Here is a 6807-nt window from a genome sequence, read left to right as displayed (position 1 = left end):
CAGCGCGCATTCTCTCGCCCCCGAATCAACACGTAGGCAAGAGAATCACGTGGCGCTATTTAGGTACAGACCCTAGTACGAGCTGAACTTGCAACGGCCGGCTGGTTGCCATCAGGCAGCTCGCGGAGTGAAAAGAACACTAGGCTTGAAATCTCACGGCTCATCCAAGCTGAACCAGCTTGTGCTCACCGGGCAGACCACAAAGTTCCGGCACATGCACGTGCCTTGGACGCTAGCTCCGCAATGCAGCGAACCTCGACACTCGTTCGTCCGCCTTCCACCCAATGTAGGGAAGTTGACGCGGCACGCTCTTAGTAAGCTCCTGCAGAACAAAGGAATTGCTCCGGCACGCGGCTTGCTACGTTGAGGACGTCATCACCAATCGTCGTGCGGTGATCTTCGGAGCGGCCCCGGCTCGTTATTGGGGGCCTGGTGCTCCGACGATTTGCCGTGCGGCGATACTTAGCGAGCGCGACTACAACTCGGGAAAGTTCAGGGCAATCTTTATGCGATCAAGAGTTCTCTTTTTGGGGGCTGCGACCATGGCGATCGCCACAACGGGTACATCTATGGCGAACCTCGGGCGAGAAGCCCTGCCACCGTCGGTGTGGAACTGGTCCGGAGGCTACATTGGCGGGCATGTAGGCGGCGGGTACGGTCGAACCTCTTTCACCAATCCGTTCGGCCCACCGATCTACGGCGACGTCGTCGATATTCCCTCCTTCGTCGCAGGTGGCCAAATCGGCTACAATTGGCAGAACAATAGTTGGGTGTACGGCCTCGAACTGGATGCCAGCGCAGCTGTCGCGAGCGGCTCAAACACCTGCCTCGCAGCCTCAGACTTGATTGTAAGCGCAAACTGCAACGCAGCTCCGAACCTCTTTGCGACCGGGACCGGTCGCATCGGTTACGCCTTCGGCTCGCTCGGGCAAACGCTTGCCTATCTCAAGGCAGGTGCAGCCTGGCAAAATAATCGAGGCGACATCGTCAACAACTTTGAAGGGGGCGACCTGCCACAGGAGAAAACCCATTTCGACTATGGCCAAGTTGGTGGCGTCATCGGGCTCGGTGTGGAGCAAGCCCTTACGCCTTCATGGTCGGTGAACGTCGAGTATGACTATCTGCATTTTGGCGGGCCGAGCGTCGCGACCGCTTCGACCGCGAAGTTATCTCCGTCTACGATTTTGCCGGCGAGCACGACCAGCCTGTCCAGCAACTATCACATTGGGAAAATTGGTCTGAACTACCACTTTGGTGCGGACCCAGAAGCCGCACCAAAGTCCGATTCGCCGCTGCATGCGAGATCAGCCGGCAGCGTACCACCCATTCCCTACACGTCCGGTTGGTCGTTCGAAGGGGGCTCGCGGCTCTGGCTGAGCCGGGGAAGATTCCAGTGGGATCAAAGCGCAGTCCCGTATGGCTGGCCTGAAGACCCCAGCATACTGATTTCCAGGCTCACTTATCATGCACTGGACGGACTTTCGGGGGAGGTATTCGGCCGTGTCGACAGTCCCTGGGGAGTGTTCTTGAAGAGTAGCCTTGGTATCGGGTTCTTCAACAAAGGGAAATCGAACGATGAAGATTGGCTGCCCCACGAGGGATACCCCTACCTAAATACTCGTTCAGGTGAGTCAAACGGGCGATTTGCATATTACACGGCCGACGCCGGTTACGATGTCCTGCGCAGTACGAACTACAAGATCGGCGGATTTATAGGCTGGGCCTATTACAGCCAGAGCTCAGACTCGAGGGGTTGCGTTCCGCTCACAAATCCGCAGGACTTTTGTCGTATCAAGCCGAGCGACGATAGGATCGTTGGCAGCCAAGATACTCAATGGAATGCGCCTCGAATCGGCTTGAGCGCCGAAACTATGCTGACCGAGCGCTGGCGCCTGAATGCGGACATCGCTTACCTGCCCTGGACCGACTTCAAGGGCCGCGATAATCATCTCTTGCGCAAAAAGACCACCTTTAGTGAGCAACACGGCAATGGTGGCGGCGGCGTCCAGGTTGAAGGCCTTCTGTCCTACTTTGTCACCAACAATATCAGCCTAGGCGTTGGAGGCCGCTATTGGGCCATGTGGACGAAAAAGGAAGCGGACTCCGCGGACTGCGGAAACGGCTGCGGCTCGCTAGGATTTGCGAACTACAGCATGGAACGGTGGGGTACGTTCTTCCAGGCGTCTTACAAGCTCAACTAAGGGCTTCACTGTTACGAGGCTCCAAACTGCAGATGCTTAGGGGCCGTTCTGAAGTTCGCTGATGGCCCCAGTCCTCGGCGCCCATTCGCCGCCGAGGACTATGTCGCGATCACGCCTGTACACCGGCTTGCTTCGATTGCAAACCGCCCGCATGGACAAGGCGAGCGCAACTCCGCTCGCGAACCGGAGCTCGTTTCTGGTGATAAGAGCTCGATCCGTTGACCCGGAATTCGCTCCAAAGCCGATTCCGCGCACCATTGCGAAGGCGCCGACCGACCGGGAAGCCGCGGCCGTTGTCTCATCGCGCGGCGGCCGGAGGCGGGCGCAAAGTGCCTGGCGAAAGATCAACGGCTTATTCACCGAGGGGAGAGTTGAACGGCTGGCGGTCTGCAACGGACGAGCCGCTCACAGAGGAATTCAAGCCGTGGGTACACAGCGTCGGTGAGGTTCTGCGCGAGGATCCATCCAGCGCAACGACTCGGGCAGTATTGCTTGGCGAGCTACCCGCCCTTGCATCGCCACGCGAACTCACGCGGGTCATTTCCTTTCATGTAACAGCAGAAGATCACCAGATGGAATGCGAGCCGCGCGTCCTTGCCCCCGATCACCAGACGTGACCAAGGATTCCAGACCGTCCTGATTCCTACACTCCCCGCTATGGCCCGGTCGTCTGCCCCTGCTGGGACCTTCATGAGCAGCATCATCCGACATCAAATTCAGCTTACTGATCGTGTGAAGGGCGAGCGCAAGTTCAGTTTTTGCAATCTGCTCATCGTATTTGCCTGCACTTTGGTGCCACCCCCACGGGCAGATCCTCGGCGCTAGAAGTGAATGCGGCCCAATTGGCTGGGGGAGACTAAAGGCAATCGGCATTCGGCCACTTTTCCTCGCCAGCCAAACACGTAACCGGCGGCAGGGCGCCGAGCCCGTATGGAAGGCGCGCCCCCACGATTCCTAAATTCCGCAGCGGGATCTCTCCTGGGCAATCCTGACCGCGGCGAGCCCCAACATCACGTCGCCGGTGAACCCGAAATGGAGACGATAGAGCCACCAGATTGCGCAGCACCGGTCAAGATCGGACAAGGCTAGCCCGCGCCTAATTGCTGCGAGCATCCGCGCCATGGGCTTCATTCCGTGGATCATGTGGAAGCCTCGGCGTCTCGGGGCCGGCGCTCGCCATTCAATGACTTTCCGGGCGGTGGCGGCTCGCTGTCCGGCGCGTGCACCTGCAATAGATTGGGAGCTGAGATTGATGTTCGCCATGACGTTCTTTTCCGGTTTTTGAGGCTGGTTGCACACGCCTATGTGCATGCGATCTTGCGTGACTCTACGGTGGAGCTACTGCTTGCAGAACGCCCAGATTTGGTAGTGTTAAATTGACACGATTTCCTCGACAAATACGCTCACGCAATCCCACTGCTACGCAAAGCGACTGCGCCACTTGCGACGGTCCTTGCGGCTAGGCGATCTTTGCTGCCACCTCCTTGAGAATACCTTCGCGTCCGCCAAGACAATCCAGCCTCGCACTTGCAGGGCCTCCGCCGTTTCCAAGCAAGTGCTCAACGGGCACCGGTTTCTGCCCAATTTGCCGAACCCAGCCGACATCGAGCGCTGGCTTGCGGCCGAGCCCCGTTTGCCCTGGTAATTCTCGGTCACCTCGCGAAGCACCGCCCCGAGCAGTTCGGCCGCGGCACACCGTCGTGCAGCGCTCACGGGGATCCCTCAGACGCAAAGCAGCCGAGAAGACGATCATCCCGCGCACGGCTAACAGTGCGGCGCTGGCCGGTGATCCCGGGACCGGGGCGCGGCGGCGTGCCTTGGGCACTCCGCGACGCACCCCGGTTCTTCCGATCCCGCGCGCAATGGTGCAACCTCGGACTGGCCCACAGCCGGAGCTGTATCGGTCAAGCGCCAGCAACATCCTCGAGTGAAGCAACACGGCGACAATATTGCCGGCCGGATGACAGGTCGGCACCACGCAGACGAATGGCCAGGATGACCGTGCATCTCGAGCGCTGCCAGCGGGCCCGATGATGCGTACCCGCTGGCGGCTCGAACAATCCACTGCTAAGCGATGAACCGTCTATCCAGGTAAGGACAACCAAAGTGACCGCACGACTCAGACCCAGCGCGATCGGCTCACCGTCAAGTTGGTCTCATACCCGCGTAAGCTTAACGAATCCTCCTTCGGCTAGTTCGGCTTTGTAGGCCCGTCCGTTAAGATGGATGGTCGTGGGGCTATTGGCGGTCGGCATGAAACCTTCTTCGCGCAGCTTGTCTATGAGGGCAGGTGTGGCCCATTGCTGTGGTAGCGGCCTTCCATAGCGTCGGTTCTCCGCGAAGAAGGCTCCGAAGTCCGGTACCCCCGCCCGGCCGGCCCCAAGCACTTGGTCTTCCGCAGGGTTATGAACAAGAAGAACGCGATTACACTCATCCAAACCGGCCGTGTAGCGGTGACCCCGGATTTCATAGGTCATTGTCGGCTGGTCCGAGTCCGGCAAGAGACCCCGGTGGAACAGCCTATCGACCATCGAGTCAGGGGCGATTTGCGAACCGTGTGAAAATCTCTGGGGAGCGGCGAAGGAGACATCTACCGCTTCCTCAGGTGCGGCAGACGATGATGGTCCAGCTTCATTCATGATCTCGCTGAACAAATCATGATCTTCCTGTGTCCAGACGTGCGCTGTCGGTGATTCTGGTGAACGGGCATTATCGATCGGGCTTGGAGCCATAAAGCCCTCCTTTTTGTTAAGAGACCAAAGGCCTCTAGAATATCTCCCAGAGGGAATGAGCTGAAGTTCGTCACGAATTCCGGCATGGGCAGCTTCGTCATCAAGAGGCCAAGTTCGAGTGTTAGAGAGGCTGGCTTTCGAGAAGCTGACAAAGGTCGAAGAAGAAAGACAAACTCGCGGCTGCATCTACCACGTCTGATGCGATCATCTCCGATCCTGAACTCATTCCACCTCAACTCGCGGTCGGCGCGCAGCTCTGCGTCCTGCATCGTTTCATCTGACGGAAAGCTCGTTAGGAGGTCAGGCGACGCTGACCGCAGCCAGCCCCAGTCCCATACCGAACATGTGCATTTCGATCTCTGTCCGCGACCAGTTGTTCTGGCCTGCACTTGAGCCTATGCTTGGTCCGATAAGCAGAATGACCGCGATAGCCGGGCCAACGCGAGAACAGACGAGAGCGCGATCTGAGAGTCCGGCAAGAGCGGAGCGATCTGTTCACCTGATTAAATGAAGAAAGAAATCGCTCAGACGCAAAGCAGCCCAGACGATCATCCCGCGCACGGCTAAAGGTGCGGCGCTGGCCGATGATCTCGGGACTGCGGCTGCCGCTGCGTTTAATGCGCACTCCGCGATGTCCCCAGTGCGTCCGATCCTGCGCGCCATGATGCAACGTCGGACAGGCCGTCAGCCGGAGCTACATCGGCCAAGCTGAGATTTTCATCGTCAGATGAGGCAATACGATCCGCCAACTTTATCCGGCTGCTATTGATGCTACGCGTCATGCAGATGGCGCTCGCGCCTTGTTGTTGGAAAAGAGGATTCACTCGTGTCCTGATTAAGACAAATCGTTGTAATTGTTGGCGAAGCCGCCGCTGAAATGGCCGTCTTCCTCTAAGCGTCCGCTGGCGAAGAAGCGTAGCCGTTTCTTGCTTGCCCGCCCGGGCACACAAACGCTAGCTTCTGCGTGTGGCGCTATCGATTAGCCTTAGCAGCTCTCCACATGGTTGACCAAGATGGGCGACTCTGAAGCTCGCGCTCACCTAACGACTTGAGATCGGCATTCGTCGGTGTTGCGGCCGAACAGCTGGGCCTTCTCACGTCCTGGACGACGCGCTCGCTCGGGCGATAGCCAAGATGCAAGCGAGCGGCGCGGAACGCATGACGGCCTCGGTCCTGATGGTCGCCAGACCCAAGCGGCTCGGGGGAAAGCGGTTTGCCCGTCCGCTGGCGATCCGGCCGCGACGGAAAGTGGAGCACTGGTGAATGGTGATCTTGCTCGCGCGCAAGAGACCGCCTCGGGCGCGTTGATTGGCAGCATCGTCTAGGCGATGACGCAGCCCCGACTGGCTGTTTAAGGAGCGGACGCAACGCGTGACGCTGAGGTGGCTCGCGTCCTCGTCGATCATGTTCGGCGCCAGCCAGTCTTGTCGCAAACCCGCCACAGCAACGTAATGTCTGCGGCGCCCGACAACTGCACCAGGTTCTCATATTTCTCTTACCGTAAGCGACGTTCGCGTCCCACTCGCAAAGGTTTGGCGTGGGGATTGCAGTCTGTTGATCAACGTGTTTGCAAATCGCTGGCGGGGGGTATGGAGGCGACAACGACGGAGAATTACGAGGTGCGGCCGAACGACCAGGGCAGGAGCTCGTCGATCCGGGACTGCGGGTGACCGGTTGCGATCGCTTTGAGCGTCGCTTTCATCCAGACGTAGGGCTCCACGCTGTTGATTTTGCAGGTGGCGATGAGCGAAGCTATGCGCGCCCATGAACGACCACCTTCGTCGTGACCAGCAAATAAACTATTTTTACGCGTCAGAGTCAGCGGCCTGATTTGATTTTCGACGGGATTGGTGTCCATCTCAACGCAACCATCG

3 protein-coding genes are annotated in these 6807 nt (G+C 58.7%); 1 reads left to right on the top strand and 2 read right to left on the bottom strand.

Going from position 1 to position 6807, the window contains the following annotated elements; genetic code table 11:
- Window positions 1-542: 542 nt before the first annotated feature.
- Window positions 543-2201, top strand: coding sequence for an outer membrane beta-barrel protein (locus tag IF809_RS37585; RefSeq protein WP_224517533.1), 1659 nt, complete (start codon window positions 543-545; stop codon window positions 2199-2201).
- 2156 nt (window positions 2202-4357) lie between these two features.
- Here the strand turns inward: IF809_RS37585 and IF809_RS37580 are convergent.
- Both IF809_RS37580 and IF809_RS37575 read right to left on the bottom strand, forming a co-directional pair.
- Window positions 4358-5119, bottom strand: a complete 762-nt coding sequence (locus tag IF809_RS37580) for a hypothetical protein (RefSeq protein ID WP_462840002.1) — start codon at window positions 5117-5119, stop codon at window positions 4358-4360.
- Window positions 5120-6545: 1426 nt separating this feature from the next.
- Window positions 6546-6807, bottom strand: a 262-nt coding sequence (locus IF809_RS37575) for a transposase domain-containing protein (protein ID WP_462840001.1), incomplete at its 5' end; no start/stop codon positions are given.

This window comes from Bradyrhizobium sp. UFLA06-24 (assembly GCF_054967145.1).
This window is presented reverse-complemented; position numbering and strand designations above follow the sequence as displayed.

What these genes read in the sequence shown, in the direction of transcription:
- IF809_RS37585 (WP_224517533.1), top strand. Translation starts at nt 543, where the DNA reads ATGGCGATCGCCACAACGGGTACATCTATGGCGAACCTCGGGCGAGAA.
- IF809_RS37580 (WP_462840002.1), bottom strand. Translation starts at nt 5,119, where the DNA reads ATGCAGCCGCGAGTTTGTCTTTCTTCTTCGACCTTTGTCAGCTTCTCG.